This is a genomic window from Streptomyces ambofaciens ATCC 23877, from assembly GCF_001267885.1.
In the GTDB taxonomy this organism is placed as follows: domain Bacteria; phylum Actinomycetota; class Actinomycetes; order Streptomycetales; family Streptomycetaceae; genus Streptomyces; species Streptomyces ambofaciens.
Genome location: NZ_CP012382.1, coordinates 5,856,073 through 5,875,022 on the forward strand (window position 1 = coordinate 5,856,073; position 18,950 = coordinate 5,875,022).

15 protein-coding genes are annotated in these 18,950 nt (G+C 72.8%); 11 read left to right on the forward strand and 4 right to left on the reverse strand.

Annotated elements, in window-relative coordinates; all coding sequences use genetic code 11:
- Positions 1-99 precede the first annotated feature (99 nt).
- Together miaB and SAM23877_RS26110 are read left to right on the forward strand one after the other, a co-directional pair.
- On the forward strand, positions 100-1,617 hold the full coding sequence (miaB, locus tag SAM23877_RS26105; protein ID WP_053138142.1) for a tRNA (N6-isopentenyl adenosine(37)-C2)-methylthiotransferase MiaB: 1,518 nt from the start codon (positions 100-102) through the stop codon (positions 1,615-1,617).
- Between the two features lie 70 nt (positions 1,618-1,687).
- Positions 1,688-2,410, forward strand: coding sequence for a class III extradiol dioxygenase subunit B-like domain-containing protein (locus SAM23877_RS26110; protein WP_053142872.1), 723 nt, complete (start codon positions 1,688-1,690; stop codon positions 2,408-2,410).
- A 208-nt stretch (positions 2,411-2,618) separates the two neighbouring features.
- On the opposite strand, the gene SAM23877_RS26115 is transcribed toward SAM23877_RS26110, so the two are convergent.
- Entirely contained in the window at positions 2,619-2,912 is a 294-nt protein-coding gene (locus tag SAM23877_RS26115; RefSeq protein WP_053138155.1) for an antitoxin, read from the reverse strand.
- A gap of 25 nt (positions 2,913-2,937) precedes the next feature.
- Positions 2,938-3,204, reverse strand: a complete 267-nt coding sequence (locus SAM23877_RS26120) for a hypothetical protein (RefSeq protein WP_053138157.1) — start codon at positions 3,202-3,204, stop codon at positions 2,938-2,940.
- Positions 3,205-3,386: 182 nt separating this feature from the next.
- On the opposite strand from SAM23877_RS26120, the gene miaA reads away from it, so the two are divergent.
- From miaA to hflX, 6 genes are all read left to right on the forward strand, one after another.
- The gene (miaA, locus tag SAM23877_RS26125; RefSeq protein WP_053138160.1) at positions 3,387-4,325 is read left to right on the forward strand and encodes a tRNA (adenosine(37)-N6)-dimethylallyltransferase MiaA; all 939 of its coding nucleotides are present in this window, start codon (positions 3,387-3,389) and stop codon (positions 4,323-4,325) included.
- A 107-nt stretch (positions 4,326-4,432) separates the two neighbouring features.
- Positions 4,433-4,933 (forward strand): hypothetical protein, encoded by a 501-nt coding sequence (locus tag SAM23877_RS26130; protein ID WP_053138163.1) that lies wholly within the window; start codon positions 4,433-4,435, stop codon positions 4,931-4,933.
- 197 nt (positions 4,934-5,130) lie between these two features.
- Entirely contained in the window at positions 5,131-6,000 is an 870-nt protein-coding gene (gene dapF, locus SAM23877_RS26135; protein ID WP_053138167.1) for a diaminopimelate epimerase, read from the forward strand.
- A 216-nt stretch (positions 6,001-6,216) separates the two neighbouring features.
- Entirely contained in the window at positions 6,217-8,388 is a 2,172-nt protein-coding gene (locus SAM23877_RS26140) for a RelA/SpoT family protein (RefSeq protein WP_053142874.1), read from the forward strand.
- A gap of 100 nt (positions 8,389-8,488) precedes the next feature.
- Positions 8,489-10,009 (forward strand): M1 family metallopeptidase, encoded by a 1,521-nt coding sequence (locus SAM23877_RS26145; protein ID WP_053138169.1) that lies wholly within the window; start codon positions 8,489-8,491, stop codon positions 10,007-10,009.
- A gap of 146 nt (positions 10,010-10,155) precedes the next feature.
- Positions 10,156-11,649: a GTPase HflX gene (hflX, locus tag SAM23877_RS26150; RefSeq protein ID WP_053138172.1), complete on the forward strand. Its 1,494-nt coding sequence runs from the start codon at positions 10,156-10,158 to the stop codon at positions 11,647-11,649.
- Positions 11,650-11,715: 66 nt separating this feature from the next.
- On the opposite strand, the gene SAM23877_RS26155 is transcribed toward hflX, so the two are convergent.
- Both SAM23877_RS26155 and SAM23877_RS26160 read right to left on the reverse strand, forming a co-directional pair.
- The gene (locus tag SAM23877_RS26155; protein WP_053138175.1) at positions 11,716-12,927 is read right to left on the reverse strand and encodes a trypsin-like serine peptidase; all 1,212 of its coding nucleotides are present in this window, start codon (positions 12,925-12,927) and stop codon (positions 11,716-11,718) included.
- Between the two features lie 131 nt (positions 12,928-13,058).
- Positions 13,059-14,288, reverse strand: a complete 1,230-nt coding sequence (locus SAM23877_RS26160) for a trypsin-like serine peptidase (protein WP_053138178.1) — start codon at positions 14,286-14,288, stop codon at positions 13,059-13,061.
- Between the two features lie 372 nt (positions 14,289-14,660).
- Between SAM23877_RS26160 and SAM23877_RS26165 the strand changes: the two genes are divergently transcribed.
- The 3 genes from SAM23877_RS26165 to SAM23877_RS26175 all read left to right on the forward strand — a co-directional run bounded on the left by SAM23877_RS26165 (position 14,661) and on the right by SAM23877_RS26175 (position 18,893).
- A complete protein-coding gene (locus SAM23877_RS26165) occupies positions 14,661-15,992 on the forward strand; it encodes an aminotransferase class III-fold pyridoxal phosphate-dependent enzyme (protein WP_079030434.1) in 1,332 nt (443 codons plus the stop codon).
- A gap of 163 nt (positions 15,993-16,155) precedes the next feature.
- Positions 16,156-18,093, forward strand: a complete 1,938-nt coding sequence (locus SAM23877_RS26170) for an IucA/IucC family protein (RefSeq protein ID WP_342342865.1) — start codon at positions 16,156-16,158, stop codon at positions 18,091-18,093.
- Between the two features lie 107 nt (positions 18,094-18,200).
- Entirely contained in the window at positions 18,201-18,893 is a 693-nt protein-coding gene (locus tag SAM23877_RS26175; RefSeq protein WP_053138185.1) for a GNAT family N-acetyltransferase, read from the forward strand.
- Positions 18,894-18,950: the final 57 nt, after the last annotated feature.

Consider the following 18,950-nt stretch of genomic DNA (forward strand, 5'->3'; position numbering starts at 1 on the left):
CAGCCTCTGACCAGACACGGCTCCCGCTCCTGACCAGCCGCGGCCCGGTTGTCCACAGGCGGCCCGGGTCACCGCCGCGGACCGCCTACCCTTATTGCCATGAGCAGCATCGACCGGAGCCAGTCAGTGGGCGGCACGCGCACCTACGAAGTACGCACCTACGGGTGCCAGATGAACGTCCACGACTCCGAGCGATTGTCCGGTCTGCTGGAGGGCGCCGGCTACGTCCGTGCCCCGGAGGGCGCCGACGGCGACGCGGACGTCGTCGTCTTCAACACCTGCGCCGTCCGGGAGAACGCCGACAACAAGCTGTACGGCAACCTCGGTCACCTCGCCCCGAAGAAGGCGAGCCGGCCCGGGATGCAGATCGCGGTCGGCGGCTGCCTGGCGCAGAAGGACCGCGACACCATCGTGAAGCGGGCCCCCTGGGTGGACGTCGTCTTCGGCACGCACAACATCGGCAAGCTGCCGGTGCTGCTGGAGCGTGCCCGCGTCCAGGAGGAGGCGCAGGTCGAGATCGCCGAGTCCCTGGAGGCGTTCCCCTCCACGCTCCCGACGCGCCGCGAGAGCGCGTACGCGGCCTGGGTCTCCATCTCCGTCGGTTGCAACAACACGTGCACCTTCTGCATCGTCCCGGCGCTGCGCGGCAAGGAGAAGGACAGGCGTCCCGGCGACATCCTCGCCGAGGTCGAGGCCCTGGTCGCCGAGGGCGTCTCCGAGATCACCCTGCTCGGGCAGAACGTCAACGCCTACGGCTCCGACATCGGCGACCGAGAGGCGTTCAGCAAGCTGCTGCGCGCCTGCGGGACGATCGAGGGCCTGGAGCGTGTCCGCTTCACCTCTCCGCACCCGCGCGACTTCACCGACGACGTCATCGCCGCCATGGCCGAGACGCCGAACGTCATGCCGCAGCTGCACATGCCGCTGCAGTCCGGCTCCGACCCGGTGCTGAAGGCGATGCGCCGCTCCTACCGCCAGGACCGCTACCTGGGCATCATCGAGAAGGTGCGGGCCGCCATCCCGCACGCGGCGATCACCACCGACATCATCGTGGGCTTCCCCGGCGAGACCGAGGAGGACTTCGAGCAGACGCTGCACGTGATCCGCGAGGCCCGCTTCGCGCAGGCCTACACCTTCCAGTACTCCAAGCGTCCCGGCACCCCGGCCGCCGAGATGGACGACCAGATCCCCAAGAAGGTCGTCCAGGAGCGCTACGAGCGTCTCGTCGCCCTCCAGGAGGAGATCTCCTGGGAGGAGAACAAGAAGCAGGTCGGCCGCACCCTGGAGCTGATGGTCGCCGAGGGCGAGGGCCGCAAGGACGGCGCCACCCACCGCCTCTCCGGCCGTGCTCCCGACAACCGCCTGGTGCACTTCACCAAGCCCGACCAGGAGGTCCGCCCGGGCGACGTCGTCACGGTCGCGATCACCTACGCCGCGCCGCACCACCTGCTCGCCGAGGGCGAGGTGCTCGGGGTGCGCCGCACCCGCGCGGGCGACGCGTGGGAGAAGCGCAACACGGCCGAGAAGGCCGGGCCCGCGGGCGTGATGCTGGGCCTGCCGAAGATCGGCGTTCCCGAGCCCCAGCCCGCCGTGGCGAGCGGCTGCGGCTGCGACTGACCGCACGGAGCACGGCGACCGACCGCGGGTGGGCGGCTGCGGACGGCGGGACGCGACTACGCTGCCGATCATGCTTGTCGCCGCCGCTGTCTGTCCCTGCCCGCCCCTCCTCGTGCCGGAGGTCGCCGCGGGCGCCGCACCCGAGCTGGACGCCGCACGGGCCGCGTGCACGGACGCGCTGGGCGTGCTCGCAGCCGCCCGGCCCGACCGGCTCGTGGTCGTCGGACCCGGGGACGGCCCCGGACCGGAGGCCTTTCCCCAGGGCACGCCGGGCTCGTTCCGTGGCTTCGGCGTGCACACGGACGTACATCTGGGCCCGGTTCAGGGCGCGGGGCCGGAGCGGCCGGGGCGCGAGCTGCCGTACGGGCTCGCCGTCGGCGCCTGGCTGCTCGCACGGGCCGGGTGGGCGGACGTCCCCGTCGAGGGCGTCGGCGTGGGCGAATCCCTTCCCGCCGAGCCCTGTGCCGCCCTCGGACGGGAGATCGCCGCGGGGGCCGGGAGGGTGGCGCTCCTGGTGCTGGGCGACGCCAGCGCGTGCCGCACGCTCAAGGCCCCCGGTTACCTCGACGAGCGGGCGGCGCCCTTCGACGCCGAGGTGGGACGTGCGCTGGGAGCGGCGGACGTGGCCGCCCTGGCGGCGATGGACGTGGTGCTGGCCCGCGAGCTGAAGGTCTCCGGCCGGGCGCCGTGGCAGGTGCTGGCGGGCGCGGCCGAGGGCGCGGGTCTCGCCGGCGCGCTGCTGTACGAGGACGCGCCGTACGGGGTGGGTTACGTCACGGCCGCCTGGTCGTAGGGGGACGCCGCCAGGCACGCCGGAGAGGCACCGCGGGGAGGCCACGGCCCGGCGGAGGAGGCCGGAAGGAGCGCGGGAGACCCGTTGGACCATCGGTCTGCACGAGCCGGCGGACGGCCCGGAGCAGGCCGCTCCTGACCGTCCGCCGCGGTTGTGGCGTTGACCCGCTCAGGCGCCGCTGCCCGGGCCGTGTCCCGGCCGCACCCCGTCAGGAAGCCGGCGGCGGACCGGCGGGCGGGGTGCCGCCCGGGGTGCTGCCCGGCGTGGCTCCGCCTCCGTCCGTGCCGTCGGCGTCCTTGTGGGCGAGGCGATCCATGGCGCCCTTGGCCTTGCCGGTGCCCGTCTGGATCCGGTCGCTGTACTTGCCCTTGGTCTTCTCGTCGACGGTCCTCGCCACCTTGTCGAGACCGCGGTCGATCTTGTCCCCGTGCTGCTGCGCGAGGTCGGTGACCTTGCCCTTCGCCGGTTCCAGCTTGGCTTTCAAGTTGTCCAGGAGACCCATGGTTCGCCTTCCCTCACGGAAGCGGTCAGGTGCGGGCGCCCTTGTCGGCCTCGTTGTCGACGGCCTCCCCGGCGGACTGCTGCTTGGGGATGCCGACACTGTCCGAGTCGGCGGCCTCGACGGCCTCCGCGGGCTGTGCCGTGTTCCGGGGTCCGGCTTCGGCCGCCTCCGGGGTCTCGGCCGCGCCTTCCTCCGCCGCGCGCTCGGTGTCCGGGGTGTCGGCCTCCGTCTCGGCGGACGGTGCCTCCTCGGCGGTCTTCGACTTCTGGAAGAACCGTGCAAAAACGCCCATATCAACTCCATACGTTACTCGTGCGGGCGAAATCCCGCGGCATCCGGTGCGTCCGTTTGCGTGGCCGGGGCCATGGCCCCGGTGATCCGGGGAGCGGGAACCTCGCACGGGCAACGACCCCGGGCTCGCACCGTCACGTAACTCGTTCGAGGGCGGAGTGAGAGGTTTGCGAGACTGGTGCGGTGAGCAGCGCGCACCCCGCCCCCCGAGTCATCGCCGTAGTCGGACCCACCGCGGCCGGAAAGTCCGATCTGGGCGTTTTCCTGGCCCAGAAGCTCGGCGGCGAGGTCGTCAACGCCGACTCCATGCAGCTCTACCGTGGGATGGACATCGGCACCGCCAAGCTGACGCCCGAGGAACGCGGCGACGTTCCCCACCACCTCCTCGACATCTGGGACGTCACGGTCACGGCCTCCGTCGCCGAGTACCAGCGGATGGCACGGGAGCGGATCGACGCGCTGCTCGCCCAGGGGCGCTGGCCCGTCCTCGTCGGCGGCTCCGGCCTCTACGTCCGCGGGGCCGTCGACCACCTCGAGTTCCCCGGCACCGACCCCGAGGTCAGGGCCCGGCTGGAGGAGGAACTCGCGCTGCGCGGACCGGGCGAGTTGCACGCCCGTCTGGCCGAAGCCGACCCGGAGGCGGGCCGGGCCATCCTGCCGAGCAATGGCCGCCGGATCGTGCGCGCCCTCGAGGTGATCGAGATCACCGGCAGGCCCTTCACCGCCAATCTCCCCGGCCACGACTCGGTCTACGACACCGTGCAGATCGGCGTGGATGTGGCGCGCCCCGAGCTGGACGAACGCATCGCCCGCCGGGTCGACCGGATGTGGGAGGCGGGACTGGTCGACGAAGTGCGCGCACTCGAAGCCCAGGGGTTGCGCGGGGGGCGTACGGCGTCGCGCGCGCTCGGCTACCAGCAGGTGCTCGCGGCCCTCGCCGGCGAGTGCACGATGGACGAGGCGCGGGCCGAGACCGTCCGTGCCACCAAACGCTTCGCGCGCCGTCAGGATTCGTGGTTCAGGCGCGACCCGCGGGTGCATTGGTTGAGTGGGGCTGTGGCGGATCGCACGGAACTTCCGCAGCTCGCGCTGTCGTTGGTCGAACGACCGGTTACAGCCTGATCACGTGATGGCATCGGGACGCCCCGGCCGTCATCCCGGCCTTCGGTGGCGTGCCATCATCGAGCTTCGATCGACCGAGTGAGTCCTAGTTGGGAGGGCGCGTGGCGATGGAGGCCGGCCCTCGCGACACCGCACCGAGTACCGAGCACGAGCCCGCCGACCACGACGGGCCGGAGCCGGCCGGAGCCGCTCTGAGCCCCGACGGCCCCGACGAGACGCCGGTGGGCGTGGCGGCCGACGGTCCGCGGCCCGAGGAGATGTACGGGGACGAGGTCGAGGTCGAGCTGCGTCCGCAGCGGCGACTGCGGATCTGGCAGCTCGCGCCCATCGTGTGCCTGGCCGCGGTCGGCTCCCTGATGTTCGCGTTCCCGCTCGCCTTCGACTTCGGTGACAGCGGCGCCGTGATCGCGATGCTCGGACTGCTGATCTGCTCCTGCGCGGCGGGCTGGGGCATGATGGCCGCCCGCCGGGTCGGCTACACCTGGCCGGGCCTGCCGCAGCGCGGCTCGGGACGCCGTGCCGACTGGCGGATGATCCTCGTGTACGTCCTGGCGGTCGCAGCCGTGGTCGTCCTGGCCGTGTGGCGGGTGGCCCGCCTGCGCGGCTGACCGGCACTCAGCCTGGGATCCGGCAGTCGAGCGCGCCTCGCGCGTGCCGAGTCATGCTCCACTCCCGTCCGCGGCCGGGCCGACGTGTCCGCCTGGTGCGGCCCTCTCCGTGCTCGTGACCGGGGCCGACGTGCGTGTGCCGCCCCGGCGCCGCCCGTCCGCGTCGTCCTGTCGCCGCCACCCCGTACGATCGAGGAATGAGCACGCGGATCGCCTTCCTCAAGGGTCACGGCACCGAGAACGACTTCGTGATCGTCCCGGACCCGGAGAACGCCGTCGACCTGCCCCCCGCCGCCGCCGCGGCGCTGTGCGACCGCCGCGCGGGCATCGGCGGCGACGGGCTGCTGCACGTGGTGCGCTCCGCGGCGCACCCCGAGGCCAGGGCCATGGCGGCCGAGGCGGAGTGGTTCATGGACTACCGCAACGGCGACGGCTCGGTCGCGGAGATGTGCGGCAACGGCGTCCGGGTCTTCGCGCGCTACCTCCAGCGTGCCGGACTCACCACCGAGGGCGACCTCGCCATCGCCACGCGCGGTGGCGTGAAGACCGTACACATCGCCAAGAACGGCGACATCACCGTCGGCATGGGCCGCGCGCTGCTCCCCGAGGGCGACGTCTCGGTGAGCGTCGGCGAGCGCAGCTGGCCCGCGCGGAACGTGAACATGGGCAATCCGCACGCGGTGGCCTTCGTCACCGACCTCGACCACGCCGGCGACCTCTACGCCCAGCCGCCGTTCGAGCCCGCGGGCGCCTACCCGGACGGGGTGAACATCGAGTTCGTCGTCGACCGCGGCCCCCGCCACGTCGCGATGCGCGTCCACGAGCGCGGCTCCGGGGAGACCCGCTCCTGCGGCACCGGCGCATGCGCCGTCGCCGTCGCCGCCGCCCGCAGGGACGGCACCGACCCGGCCCTCACCGGTACCCCGGTGACGTACACCGTCGACGTACCCGGTGGCACCCTGGTGATCACCGAGCACCCCGACGGCGAGATCGAGATGACGGGTCCCGCGGTGATCGTCGCCGAGGGCGAGTTCGATGCCGGATGGCTGGAAGGGGTACTCGGCTGAACCACAGCCCGGTCCAAGACACTCAGTGCGAAAACGTAAACCCTCGGTCCATCGCTCGAATGGGTGATCCGTTTCACGCTCGGCGAGAGGCGGTCAGCCGCACGTGATGGGCTCGATAGCATCAAGCACCGGCCCGGACGGGGGAACGACACCATCCCCTGAGCCGTGTCCGCCCTGGGATACCCCGTCCGCCGGTCCGCGCAGCCGGAGGTGCCCATGAATGCGGAGGCCGTGAATCCAGCGAGCCCAGGCCCGATGACGCCCGCGGTCGCCGGCGGCGTCTCGCCGTCCGCGCCCCGCCGGAAGACCCGCCCCCGGATCGACCTGCGCCGCCTGGGCCGCGCCGCACTGCTCGGCACCACCGCCCGCGGCCGGCTGCCCGACGCCATCGGCCACGTCGTCGAGGCGCACCGCGCCCACCACCCCGACGCCGACCTGGACCCGCTCCGTCGCGCCTATGTCCTGGCCGAGTCCTCGCACCGCGGCCAGATGCGCAAGAGCGGCGAGCCCTACATCACGCACCCCCTCGCCGTGACCCTGATCCTCGCGGAACTGGGCGCGGAGACCACCACGTTGACCGCCTCCCTCCTGCACGACACGGTCGAGGACACCGAGGTGACCCTCGACCAGGTGGGCGAGCAGTTCGGCGCCGAGGTCCGTTATCTCGTCGACGGCGTCACCAAGCTGGAGAAGGTCGACTACGGCGCCGCCGCCGAGCCCGAGACCTTCCGCAAGATGCTCCTCGCCACCGGCAACGACGTCCGCGTGATGTCGATCAAACTCGCCGACCGGCTGCACAACATGCGCACCCTCGGCGTCATGCGCCGCGAGAAACAGGAGCGCATCGCCAAGGTCACCCGGGACGTGCTCATCCCGCTCGCCGAACGGCTCGGCGTCCAGGCGCTCAAGTCCGAGCTCGAGGACCTCGTCTTCGCGGTCATGCACCCCGAGGAGTACGAGCGCACGCGGAAGTTGGTCGACGAGAACGCCGCCCGCGCGGACGACCCGCTGGCCGCGGTCGCCGACGAGGTGCGCAAGGTGCTGCGCGAGGCCGACATCACCGCCGAGGTCCTCATCCGGCCCCGCCACTTCGTCTCCGTTCACCGCGTCTCCCGCAAACGCGGCCCGCTGGGCGGCGCCGACTTCGGCCGTCTCCTGGTGCTCGTGCAGGACGACGCCGACTGCTACGCCGTCCTCGGCGAGCTGCACACCTGTATGACGCCCGTCGTCTCGGAGTTCAAGGACTTCATCGCCGTACCCAAGTTCAACCTGTACCAGTCGCTGCACACCGCGGTGGCCCGCGCGCAGGACGGACAGGTCGTCGAGGTCCTCATCCGCACCCACCAGATGCACAAGGTCGCGGAGGCCGGCGTCGTCGCGCTCGGCAATCCGTACGCGCAGCCGCCGGAGGAGCAGACCACGGGCGACGGCGAGCGGGTCGACCCGACCCGGCCCGGCTGGCTGTCCCGGCTGCTCGACTGGCAGCGGGGCGCCCCCGACCCCGACACCTTCTGGTCCACCCTCCGCGAGGACCTCGCCCAGGACCGCGAGATCACCGTCTTCCGCCCCGACGGCCGGGCCCTGGGCCTGCCCGAGGGAGCCACCTGCGTCGACGCCGCGTACGCCCAGTACGGGGAGGACGCGCACGCCTCCATGGGCGCCCGGGTCAACGGTCGGCTGGCGACCATGAGCACGGTGCTCCGGGACGGCGACACCGTGCAGCTCCTGATGGGCCAGGACCCCGCCTCGCAACCCTCCAGGGAGTGGCTGGAGCACGCCCACACGCCCGCCGCGCGGATCGCCATCCAGCGCCGGCTCGCCGCCCACCCGGAGCCCGCGCCGTCCGGCGAGGCGGAGCGGGCCTCCCGGGACTCCGCTCCGGGTGACGCACCCGCCCCGCGCCCCACGGCCGACGGGCCGGCGCCCCGCCCCGCCTCCGCCGACGTCCTGGTGGACCCGCCCGGGGCGGCCGTACGGCTGGCCGGCTGCTGCACCCCGGTGCCGCCCGACGAGATCACCGGCTTCGCCGTGCGCGGGGGAGTGGTGACCGTGCACCGCGCGGAGTGCGCCGTGGTGACGCGGATGAAGAGCACGGGGCGCCCGGAGGTCGGCGTGCGCTGGGGCGAGAGCACCCAGTGCCGGGTCACACTGCTCGCCGAATCGTTCGGCCGCCCGCACCTCCTCGCGGACCTCACCGAGGCCATGGCCGTCGAAGGCGCCGAGATCGTCTCCGCGACCGTCGAGCCCCCGGACCGGCAGCGGGTGCGCCACACCTACACCGTCCTGCTTCCGGACGCCGCCCGGCTGCCCGCCCTCATGCGCGCCATGCGCGATGTGGCCGGCGTCTACGACGTGAGCCGGGCGCAGCCGCAGACCACGGGGGTCTGAGCCGCACCGGACCGGGCCCCGGCGGTCGGGAGGTACCCGTTCGGGTGGCCCGGTCGCGCGCCGTCGCCGCGACGCACGCGCGCGTTGATAGCCGTGGGGGATGCCGCACACCCCGCACACTCCGACTTCGCGCTCCCGTGGCCGCTCCCGCCGCCGGCTCAGGATCGCCGCGCTGCTCGCCTCGGCCGTCTCCGTCTGCATGGTCGCCGCAAGCGCCCCGCCGACCCCCCTCGGCGTCGGCGACCGCCTCTTCCCGCACCTGGGCAACCCCGGCTACGACGTGGCGGCGTACGACCTGTCCTTCACCTACTCCGGCAGCAACAGCGAGCCGTTGAAGGCCGTCACCACCATCGACGCCTGGACCACGGCCGACCTGGACCGGGTCAATCTCGACTTCGCCCACGGCCAGGTCGACTCCGTCGAGGTGGACGGCGAGCCCGCCGGTTTCGCGACCGCCGGAGAGGATCTCGTCGTCACGCCCGAGGACGCGCTCGACCAGGGCGAGTGGATGCGCATCACCGTCCGGCACAGCAGCGATCCGGTCTACTCCGAGGACCGCGAGGGCGGCTGGGTGCGCACCGCCGACGGCCTCGCCATGGCCAACCAGGCCGACGTCGCCCACCTGGTGTTCCCCTGCAACGACCACCCCTCCGACAAGGCACGGTTCACCATCCGCGTCACGGCCCCCGACGGACTCACGGCCGTCGCGAACGGCCTGGCGGCGGGTGTGGAGCGGAGCGGCGGAGCGACCACGTGGACGTACCGGCACGACCACCCCATGGCCACCGAGCTGGCCCAGGTGTCCATCGGCCGCTCCACCGTGCTGCGCCGCACCGGCCCGCACGGACTGCCCCTGAGGGACGTCGTGCCGACCGAGCACCGCGCGGCGCTCGAACCGTGGCTGGAGAAGACCCCCGACCAGATCACCTGGATGGAGAACAAGGTCGGGCGCTACCCCTTCGAGACCTACGGGCTGCTGATGGCGGACGCCACCACCGGATTCGAGCTGGAGACCCAGACGCTCTCCCTCTTCGAACGGGAGCTCTTCACCGAGCCCGGTTACCCGGAGTGGTACGTCGAGTCGATCATGGTGCACGAGCTGGCCCACCAGTGGTTCGGCAACAGCGTCAGCCCCGCCACCTGGTCCGACCTCTGGCTCAACGAGGGCCACGCCACCTGGTACGAGGCGCTGTACGCCGAGGAGACCGCGGACAAGCCCGTGGAGGCCCGCATGAAGGCGGCCTACGGCGCCTCCGACGGCTGGCGCGCGAAGGGCGGACCGCCGGCCGCCCCGAAGCCCCCCACCTCGGGCAGCAAGACCGGCATCTTCCGCGCCAACGTCTACGACGGCGCGGCCCTCGTGCTCTACGCCCTGCGCCAGGAGATCGGCCGCGCCGCCTTCGAGCGCCTCGAACGCACCTGGGCCACCCGCCACCGGGACGACACGGCGGGCACCGCCGACTTCGTCCGGCTCGCCTCCGAGATCTCCGGCCGCGACCTGGGGGACTTCCTCCAGGCCTGGCTGTACGACCAGAAGACCCCGCCGATGCCCGGCCACCCGGACTGGCGGCCGACGGCGACCGGCCAGGCGCCGGCTACGGCAGGGGCGCACGGGGAATAAGCCGGTGACGAGACGGCCCGTGCCGTGCGACCATCTTCGCGACGGCGCGGTGCGGGCCGCGGGAATCTCCCCGGCGGCTCGTACGTTGTCCACAGTGATGCGGTATCAGTGCCGCACGCCACGTTTCCCAGCTACGTAAGGATCCAATGACCTCCTCTTCTTCCCCCTCCCAGGACACCAAGCGTCTCGCGCAGACCTATCCCGAGGGCCTCCGGGCCGATGCCCTGATGGAAGAGGACGTCGCCTGGAGCCATGACATCGCATCGGAGTGGGACGGCGACCAGCTCGACCGCGCCGACCGCGCGGCTCTGCGCCGGGTGGCGGGCCTCTCCACGGAACTCGAGGACGTCACCGAGGTCGAGTACCGCCAGCTCCGCCTGGAGCGGGTCGTCCTCGTCGGCGTGTGGACCTCGGGCACGGTGCAGGACGCCGAGAACTCCCTCGCCGAGCTCGCCGCCCTCGCGGAGACCGCGGGCGCGCTCGTGCTCGACGGCGTCGTCCAGCGCCGAGACAAGCCCGACGCCGCCACCTACATCGGCTCCGGCAAGGCCGAGGAGCTGCGGGACGTCGTCCTCGACACGGGCGCGGACACCGTCATCTGCGACGGTGAGCTCAGCCCGGGCCAGCTCATCCACCTCGAGGACGTCGTCAAGGTCAAGGTCATCGACCGCACGGCCCTGATCCTGGACATCTTCGCCCAGCACGCCAAGTCCCGAGAGGGCAAGGCGCAGGTCGCGCTCGCGCAGATGCAGTACATGCTGCCGAGGCTGCGCGGCTGGGGTCAGTCGCTGTCCCGGCAGATGGGCGGCGGCAAGGGCGGCGGCCTCGCCACCCGTGGCCCCGGTGAGACCAAGATCGAGACGGACCGGCGCCGGATCCGCGAGAAGATGGCGAAGATGCGCCGGGAGATCGCGGAGATGAAGACCGGCCGCGAGATCAAGCGGCAGGAGCGCAAGCGCCACAAGGTGCCGTCCGTCGCCATCGCGGGCTACACCAACGCGGGTAAGTCCTCGCTGCTCAACCGCCTCACCGGCGCGGGCGTGCTGGTCGAGAACGCGCTCTTCGCGACCCTCGACCCGACCGTGCGCCGGGCCGAGACGCCGAGCGGGCGGCTGTACACCCTGGCGGACACCGTCGGCTTCGTCCGGCATCTGCCGCACCACCTGGTCGAGGCGTTCCGCTCCACGATGGAGGAGGTCGGCGACTCCGACCTGATCGTGCACGTGGTGGACGGTTCGCATCCGGCTCCGGAGGAGCAGCTGGCTGCGGTACGCGAGGTGATCAGGGACGTCGGCGCCACCGGCGTGCCCGAGATCGTCGTGATCAACAAGGCCGACATGGCGGACCCGCTGGTCCTCCAGCGGCTGCTGCGGGTGGAGAAGCGCTCCATCGCCGTCTCGGCCCGCACCGGCCAGGGCATCGACGAGCTGCTCGCCCTGATCGACAACGAGCTGCCGCATCCGTCGGTCGAGGTCGAGGCGCTCGTGCCCTACACCCGCGGTGGGCTGGTCGCCCGCGCCCACGACGAGGGCGAGGTGCTGTCCGAGGAGCACACCCCGGAGGGCACCCTCCTCAAGGTGCGTGTGCACGAGGAGCTGGCGGCGGAGCTCACGCCGTACGCTCCGGCGCCTCTCGGCTGAGGCACGCACGGCGACGACGAGGGCCCGCTCCCCCACGACAGGGGAGCGGGCCCTCGCCCGTGCGGATCACTGACCGCCGTACGTCCTGCTCATGTTCTGGTACATCGCCTCCGCGTCACGGCCCAGCTGCGGGCCCGCCAGCCAGGTGTTCTCCAGCGGGCCGATCGAGGTGTTCGAGACCAGCCTGGTCTCGCCGTCCACCACCCGGAACCAGCCGCCGCCGGACGAGCCGCCGGTCATGGTGCAGCCGATGCGGTACATCGTCGGCAGCGACGGGCTCAGCGACAGCCGGCCGGGCCGGTCGACGCACTTGAACATGGACAGGCCGTTGTACGGCGGAGCGGCCGGGTAGCCCCAGGCACCCATGCTGGCGACCTCCGTCGCGGACGGGGCCGAGAAGTCCACCTCCAGCGCGGCGCCGACAGTCTCCTCCAGGGACTTGCTGCCCTGCTCCGGCTTCACGTGCAGCACGGAGTAGTCGTACGCGGCTCCGTCACCCCCGTCCTGCGCGCCGCCCTGGATCCACTGGTTCGAGGTCGACGCCCAGTCGGCCCACCAGGTGCCGTAGGGGGCCATCTCGCTGGTCGTCGCGTCCGCCAGCTCCGTCTCGGACTTGCCGAGATCGTTGTACGACGGCACGAAGGCAAGGTTGCGGTACCAGCCGCCGCTGCCACCCGCGTGCACGCAGTGGCCCGCCGTCCAGACGAGGTTGGACCTGCCCGGGTGGTTCACGTCCTTCACTACCGTGCCGGAACAGACCATCGAACCCTCGGGGGAGTCGAAGAAGACCTTGCCGACCGGGGCGGCGTTCCGGTGGTACGGCGTCTTCTCGGCCACGGCCTCGACGGGGGCCGGCTCCGGGTCGGTGGCGCCCTGGTCGGCGGCGGCGTCCTTGGTGCCGAAGGTCTTGTCGGCCTCCTTCGCGGACTTCATCCGGTCCGGCTTCCACAGGCCTTCGATCATCGGATTGACGAAGTCCTTCGCCTCACTGAGCCACTTGTCCCGGTCCCAGTCCTTCCAGCCGCCGTCCTTCCACCGGTCGACGTCGATGCCGTGCTCCTTGAGCCGGTCGGCCAGGCCGGCCGGGACCTCCACCTGGCCGTCGGCCCCGGTGCCGGCGGCCTGGGAGGTGCCGCCTCCGGGCTCGGCGTCGGCCTCGCCCCCGTCCGAACCGCCACAGGCGGTCATGGTGAGTGCCAGGGCGGCGACAAGGCCGGTGGCGGCGAGTGCCGTGCGCCGCCGGTGGCGTGGCGCCGCGGGCGCGGGTGCGGAACGCATGGTGAAACGACCCCCGTTGCATACCTGTGAGTGGGAACGTACGAGTGTGCGGGCACGTGCGGCGGGGCGCGGGCCGTTCGCCCGACGCGCCCCACCGCTCACTGAGCTCGGCGCCGTGCCTCAGCGCGTGATCACTGGCCGGCGAACTTGCCGCTCACCGCGTCGAACACGCCCTTGGCCTCCTCGCCGAGCCGCGGACCGGCCAGCCAACCGGCCGTCACCGGGCCGATCGAGGTGTTGGAGACCAGCGAGGGCTTGCCGTCGGAACCGGCCGCGATCCAGCCGCCGCCGGACGAACCCCCGGTCATGGTGCAGCCGATGCGGTACATGGTCGGGTCGGAGGCGTTGATCGACAGCCGCCCGGGCTTGTCCTCGCACTGGAACAGCTTCTGGCCGTCGTAGGGCGGCGCGGCCGGGTAGCCGATCGCCTTCATGTTCTCGATCTGCGGCACGGAGGGCGCGTCGAAGTCCACCGGAAGCGCCGAACCGACCGTCTCCTCCAGTGACTTCCCGCCGCTGCCCTTCTCCGGCGTCACGTGGATGACGGCGTAGTCGTGCGGGGCGCCGTCGCCGCCCGTCGCACCGCCCTGCTCGATCCACTGGTCCGAGGTCTGCGCCCAGTCACCCCACCAGACGCCGTAGGGAGCGACCTCCTCCTTGGTGGCGGTCTGCAGTTCCTCGGCCGACTTGCCGGCGTCGTTGTACGAGGGCACGAAGGCGATGTTGCGGTACCAGCCGCCCTTCTTGCCGGCGTGCACGCAGTGGCCCGCGGTCCACACCAGGTTGGACTTGCCGGGGTTGGCCGGGTCCTCGACGACGGTCGCCGAGCAGACCATCGAGCCCGCGGGGGAGTCGAAGAGCAGCTTCCCGGCCGTGGCGGCGCTGTCGTGGTACTTGGGCGGCACGGCCTGCGCCTCGACCGGCACCGGCTCCGGATCGGTCACGCCCTGGTCACCCGAGAGGTCGTTCTCGTCGACCTGCTGGTCCGGCTCCTCGGCTTCCCGCATCCGGTCCGGGTTCCACAGGTCCTCGATGATCGGGTTGACGAAGTCCTGCGCCTCACGCAGCCAGTCGTCCTTGTTCCAGTTCTTCCAGGCGCCGTTCTTCCACTCGTCGACGTCGATCCCGTGCTGCTTGAGCTTGTCCTTGATGTGGTCCGGGATCCGGATCTCGCCGTTTCCACCGTCCGCGGCGGTCGCGGAGGCGGAGGCGTCGCCGCCCGCCTCCGCGTCACCGGACTCACAGGCGGTGGCGGTGAGCGCGAGCGCCGAGACGAGTGCCACGGTGACCGGCACGGGGGAGGCTGTGCGCCGCCCGCGCCTGTGCCCGCGCGTGGAGAACGACGGCCGTATGGATCGCATGGTGGTGACTCCCCCTACTGTGAACTGCACTGGAACGGCACCACACACTATTGGTTGGCTGTGGGGGAGTTCCGACGGAACGGCAACGGTTCGGATACAAGCCGTCTGACCTGGCCCGTCGCCTCCACCGGTGGACGCCCCGTCCGGAGACGCCCGGTGGATCGGCGAGGTCCCCGAAGGATCTCCGGGCAACCCGTAACCCGGCCGACGGGCGGCGGTTGGTAGCGGTGGGGCCTGCTGTCCGGACGCGGTCCCTCGTGCCGTGGGCCCCCCGACACGGTGGCGCGTGTCCGGACAGCCGGGAGGTCGGGAGCCGTGGCCAGATCCGCGTACGGGGGAGGCGCCTCCGGAGGCTGGAACGTCGGGCCGGTGATGACGAGGCCGGCGGATGAGCCACCCGCGCGGGCCCCCTCTCCGCGCCGGAGCGGACCGGCGCGTGAGCCCTCCGCCCGCACGTACGCGCAGGCCCTCCCGGTCGTGCCGGTCCGGGCCCGAGGGCTCACCATCGAGGGTGCCGACGGCCGTCGCTACCTCGACTGTGCGTCGGGCGCGGGGGCACTGCCCCTCGGGCACAACCACCCGGTGGTGCTGGAGGCGATCCGCAGGGTCCTCGACTCGGGCGCCCCCTTGCAGGTCATGGGGCTCACCACGCCTGTGGAGGACACCTTCGTCACCGAGCTGCTGCGCACCCTGCCGGCCGGGTCGGCCCACCGCGCGCGCGTGCGGTTCTGCGGACCGGCCGGTGCGGAGCCGGTGGCCACCGCCGTGGCCCTGGTCCGTGCCGCCACCGGACGGACCCGGGTCGTCGCCCTCATCGAGTCCGACCACGGTGCGACCGCCGACCTCTCGGGCCCGGCCGACGCCGCACAGTCGCCGGCGGGAGTGATCTTCGAGCCGGTCCGCGGTGCGGCCGGTGTGCTGCCCGCCTCCGTTGCCTGGATGCGGGACCTGCGCCGCGTCACGGCCGAGCGGTCCGTCCCGCTGATCGCCGACGAGAGCGAGACCGGCGTCGGGTGGACCGGTGCCTTCTGGGCGGTCGAGCACGGTGCCGTCACCCCCGACGTCCTGGTCCTCTCCAACGCGATCGGCGGCAGCCTGCCGCTCGCGGCGGTGGTGTACGACGACGCCCTGCACTCCGGGGAGCCCGACGCCGGTGCCTTCCGCGGCAACCAACTCGCCCTGGCGGCGGGCGCGGCCACCCTGGCGCACGTCCGCGAACACCGCCTCGCCGACCACGCCGCCACGCTGGGGGCCCGGATCCTGACCCGACTGCGCGGCCTGGCCCGCGAGTTCCGGTGCGTCGGCGAGGTGCGCGGGCGGGGTCTGATGATCGGAATCGAGCTGGTGGCACCGGAGGGGACGCACGAGATGCCCGGCGACGGCTCGGGCGGCGGTGAGACCGGGGGTGGGGAAAACGGTCACAGCGCCGGTGTGGGCAACGGCGCGGGCGGTGGTGCGGGTGCGGGTCCCGCGTCCGGCTCCGCCGCCGCGGTCGCCGCCGCCGTCCAACGGGAGTGCCTGCGCCGCGGGCTGATCGTCGGCCTGGCGGGCTCGGCCCGTGACGTCGTGCGACTGCTGCCGCCCCTGATCACCACCGAGGAGCAGACGTCGGCGGTCCTGGACCGCCTCGCCGACGCCCTGGGAGCGGTGGAACGCGGCCGGGGCGGTCACGCGTTACCGCGCGCGGCGCGCGCCGCACGCTGAACTCCGCCGTCCAGGTTCCAGCACGTCATGAGGATTCGCGTTGCACACCCACCCCACGCCCGAGCGGGCGCCCGCCGACCTCGCCGAACCGCCTTCCGGGCAATTCTTCGCCGGTCCCCTGCTTCCCGGGCAGGCTTCCCCCGTTAACCGCGCGTCTGTTCCTGTGCCCTCCTCGGCGGCCACACCTGTGCCTTCGCCGCCGGCCGATGCCTTGGACGACCGTGCTCCTGACCCCGGCCCCGACTCCGGCCTCGGCCCCGGTTCCTGCCCCGGCTCCGGCCCCGATTCCGCTCCCGGCACATACCCCGACCCTGCCCTCGCTCCCTTCGCCGAGGCCCAGGCCGTGGCCGTGGAGAACCTGCTGCGCTGCTGGGTACGCGAGACCGGCGCGTCCGCCCCCGGCGGCGGCAGCCTCCGCGTGCCGCTCCCGGCCAGCGGGACCACCCTGACCGTTCCCGTCCACTACTGGTCGCCGACGGGCTGCCACCGCTTCGGCCGCCCCCGCCTGGCGGACGCCCCCGCCTCCACGCCCCCCGTGGACGCCGTCACGCTCGCCGCCCTGCTCGTCCGGGAGTCGGCCGGCGAACCGGGGCCCGACGGCGCCGATCTCGTGGCGCGCGTCGCCGACTCCGTCCGCCGTACCGCCGTGTTCCTCCGCGACCGCAGGGGAAGCCGCGCCCCCGACACCGGCTCCGGCCCCGGCCCCGGCCCCGACACCGAAACCGGCCCCGACCTCTTCCTCGCCGCCGAGCAGGCGCTCCTCCTGGGTCATCCGCTGCACCCCACCCCGAAGAGCAGGGAGGGCCTCACCGAGGCCGAGGCACGCCTGTACTCGCCCGAACTGCGCGGCGCCTTCCCCCTGCACTGGATGGCCGTCGCCCCCTCCGTCCTCGCCACCGACTCGGCGTGGACCGAGCGCGGCCGTCCGGTCACCGCGCCCCGGCTCACCGCCCGCCTCGCCGGTGACGGTGCGCTACCGCCCGACGGCTACGCGGTACTGCCCCTGCACCCCTGGCAGTTCCGCGCGGTACGGCACCGCCCGGAGACCGCGGCCCTGCTGGACGCGGGGCTGCTCAGGGACCTCGGCGTCCAGGGCGGTGACTGGCACCCCACCTCCTCCCTGCGGACCGTCCACCGACCCGGCGCCGCAGCCATGCTCAAGCTCTCGCTGGCCCTGCACATCACCAACTCCCGTCGGGAGAACCTCCGCAAGGAGCTGCACCGCGGAGTCGAGGTCCACCGTCTGCTGCGCAAGGGCCTGTCCTGCCAGTGGCAGGCCGCCCACCCGGAGTTCGACATCGTCCGCGATCCGGCCTGGCTCGGCGTCGACGGACCGGACGGCGGACCCGTCCGCGGGCTCGACGTCGTCATCCGGCACAACCCGTTCCGGCCCTCGGACGACGTCTCCTGCGTCGCCGGCCTCGTCGCGCCGCGTCCGTACGGGCCGGGGGAGGGTACCGGCCGGCACACTGGCGGCGTCCCGCGCTCCCGGCTGGCCGAGGTCGTCACCCGGATCGCCGCTCGGGCCGGCCGCCCGCGCGCGGCCGTGACCGTCGAGTGGTTCCTGCGGTACCTGCGGCACGTCGTACGCCCCGTGCTGTGGCTGGACGCCAACGCCGGGATCGCCCTGGAGGCGCACCAGCAGAACACGCTCGTCCTGCTGGACTCCGGCGGCTGGCCCGTCGGCGGACGCTACCGGGACAACCAGGGCTACTACTTCCGCGCGTCCCGGCGTGCGGAACTCGACGCACGCCTGCCCGGCATCGGCCAGCACAGCGACACGTTCGTGTCCGACGAGGTCACCGACGAACGCTTCACGTACTACCTCGCCGTCAACAACGTCTTCGGCCTGATCGGTGCTCTCGGCTCCCAGCACCTCGCCGACGAACGGCTGCTGCTGGCGGCCTTCCGGTGCTTCCTCCGCGATCTCGCCTCGGGCCCGGACCCCCTGCGCTGTCCGCTGCCCGAGCACCTCCTCGACTCGCCCGTGCTGCGGTGCAAGGCCAACCTGCTGACCCGGCTGCACGGCCTCGACGAACTCGCCGGCCCGGTGGACACCCAGTCCGTCTACGTCACGATCCCCAACCCGCTGCGTGTCTGAGCGGGCCGCCCCGCCGACCCGTGCCGTTCCGTCCCTCACTCCCTCACTCAAGAACCCGGGCGACTGCCGACCGCGCCCTGATCTTCCTCCGCCGAAGGATCGACACCGTGACCTCCACCGATGCGAGCACCGACGACACCCTGGACCTCCACCTGCCCGAGGACTTCGTCGCCCTGTTCGGGCGGGAGCGCCGCGACCAGGCGGGCACGGAGGCGCCGCCGCCCCGCGGCGACCTGCTCGACCGTGTCGCCGACTGGGGGCCGGCCGTCACCCCCGAAGGCAGGTTCCAGCTGGTGCCCGTCCATGTCGAACGGGACGTTCCGCTGATCGCCCGCTGGATGAACGACCCCGCCGTCGCCGCGTTCTGGGAGCTGACCGGCCCGCGGAGCGTGACCGAGGACCACGTACGGGCCCAGCTCGCGGGTGACGGACGCAGCGTCCCCTGCGTCGGCGTGCTGGAAGGCGTGCCGATGAGCTACTGGGAGATCTACCGGGCCGACCTCGACCCGCTGGCCCGGTACTGTCCCGTCCGACCGCACGACACCGGCCTCCACCTGCTGATCGGCGATTCCGCCGACCGGGGGCAGGGCCTCGGTACGACGCTGCTCAGGAGCGTCACCGACCTCGTGCTCGCCAGGCGGCCCGCCTGCACGCGCGTGCTCGCCGAACCGGACGTCCGGAACACGCCCTCGGTCGCCGCGTTCCTCGGCGCCGGGTACCGGTTCTCCGCCGAGGTCGACCTGCCCGCCAAACGGGCCGCCCTCATGATCCGTGAACGGCCCTCCGGCGAACTGCCGTAGCGCCCCGCCGCTCAGCCCGCGGTATCGCGGCAGCGTCCCTCGCCTACCGGTCCCGCC

Excerpts from the sequence above, each read along its gene's own strand:
- SAM23877_RS26110 (WP_053142872.1), top strand. The coding sequence starts at position 1,688 with ATGCTTGTCGCCGCCGCTGTCTGTCCCTGCCCGCCCCTCCTCGTGCCG.
- SAM23877_RS26160 (WP_053138178.1), bottom strand. The coding sequence starts at position 14,288 with ATGCGATCCATACGGCCGTCGTTCTCCACGCGCGGGCACAGGCGCGGG.
- SAM23877_RS26115 (WP_053138155.1), bottom strand. The coding sequence starts at position 2,912 with ATGGGTCTCCTGGACAACTTGAAAGCCAAGCTGGAACCGGCGAAGGGC.
- SAM23877_RS26130 (WP_053138163.1), top strand. The coding sequence starts at position 4,433 with ATGGAGGCCGGCCCTCGCGACACCGCACCGAGTACCGAGCACGAGCCC.
- SAM23877_RS26120 (WP_053138157.1), bottom strand. The coding sequence starts at position 3,204 with ATGGGCGTTTTTGCACGGTTCTTCCAGAAGTCGAAGACCGCCGAGGAG.
- miaB (WP_053138142.1), top strand. The coding sequence starts at position 100 with ATGAGCAGCATCGACCGGAGCCAGTCAGTGGGCGGCACGCGCACCTAC.
- SAM23877_RS26165 (WP_079030434.1), top strand. The coding sequence starts at position 14,661 with ATGACGAGGCCGGCGGATGAGCCACCCGCGCGGGCCCCCTCTCCGCGC.
- dapF (WP_053138167.1), top strand. The coding sequence starts at position 5,131 with ATGAGCACGCGGATCGCCTTCCTCAAGGGTCACGGCACCGAGAACGAC.
- SAM23877_RS26145 (WP_053138169.1), top strand. The coding sequence starts at position 8,489 with ATGCCGCACACCCCGCACACTCCGACTTCGCGCTCCCGTGGCCGCTCC.
- SAM23877_RS26155 (WP_053138175.1), bottom strand. The coding sequence starts at position 12,927 with ATGCGTTCCGCACCCGCGCCCGCGGCGCCACGCCACCGGCGGCGCACG.
- hflX (WP_053138172.1), top strand. The coding sequence starts at position 10,156 with ATGACCTCCTCTTCTTCCCCCTCCCAGGACACCAAGCGTCTCGCGCAG.
- SAM23877_RS26140 (WP_053142874.1), top strand. The coding sequence starts at position 6,217 with ATGAATGCGGAGGCCGTGAATCCAGCGAGCCCAGGCCCGATGACGCCC.